The sequence below is a fragment of the Mycobacterium sp. 852002-51057_SCH5723018 genome (assembly GCF_001667035.1).
Lineage (GTDB): Bacteria > Actinomycetota > Actinomycetes > Mycobacteriales > Mycobacteriaceae > Mycobacterium.
In genome coordinates, this window is the sequence record NZ_LZIR01000052.1 from 1 (window position 1) to 933 (window position 933).

A 933-nucleotide genomic window follows, 5' to 3' on the forward strand; every position below is an offset into this window, starting at 1 on the left:
ACACTCAGTGTCATGGTGGCGGTGCCGCATTGGCGGTGGTTGGGTCTGGATCACCCGATGTTTGGCTCTTGCAGACACTGCTGCCTTCGGGTTGGCCTTCGTGCGTTGTGCCGGCATCGGGTGTGAAGGACCGACCGGCGTGACTTGATAGGAGCGTGGCATCGCCCCGACTGAGATGTGTCCGCCGGCCGGCCCAACTAACACCTCTTCGAGTCGAAGGAGGCAACCACCATGGTTGTTGTTGGAGCCGATGTGCACAAGCGCACCCACACGTTCGTCGCGGTGGACGAGGTCGGGCGCGCACTGGGGGCGAAAGTCGTGGCCGCCACGACGGCCGGTCATGACAAGGCGCTGCTGTGGGCACGCGAAAAATTCGGCCCCGAGCTGTTGTGGGGAATCGAGGACTGCCGCCCATTGTCGGCTCGGCTCGAGCGTGACCTGCTAAGCGCCGGCCAAAAGGTGGTGCGGGTGGCGCCCAAGCTGATGGCCCAGGCGCGGGCCTCGGCGCGCACCCGCGGTAAGTCTGACCCCATTGATGCACTTGCGGTAGCCCGGGCGGTGCTGCGTGAACCTGAGCTGCCCGTCGCCTGCCATGACGTCGTGTCGCGAGAGCTCAAGCTGTTGGTCGATCGCCGCGAAGACCTTGTTGCCCAACGAACCTCGACGATCAATCGGCTGCGCATGCGCATCCACGAACTCGACCCCGACCAAGCGCCCGCGTTGGGTTCGCTGCATCGAGCCAAACCACGTCACCTCCTGGGCGACTGGCTGGCCACCCAGAGCGGATTGCTGGCCGAACTCGCCCGCGACGAGCTGGCCGACATCACCCGGCTGACCGACGGTATCGACGCCTTGGCTGACCGCATCGCAGAACGCACCGTGGCGGCCGCACCTTCCCTGCTGGCGCTGCCCGGCTGCGGTGAACTGACCGCA

Annotated in this window: 1 protein-coding gene; it reads left to right on the forward strand. The window is 65.9% G+C overall.

All coding sequences use genetic code 11. The annotated features are described in order from the left end of the window. Window positions 1-231 precede the first annotated feature (231 nt). A partial coding sequence (locus A5764_RS11250) for a transposase (RefSeq protein WP_067113147.1) occupies window positions 232-933 on the forward strand: 702 nt, incomplete at its 3' end.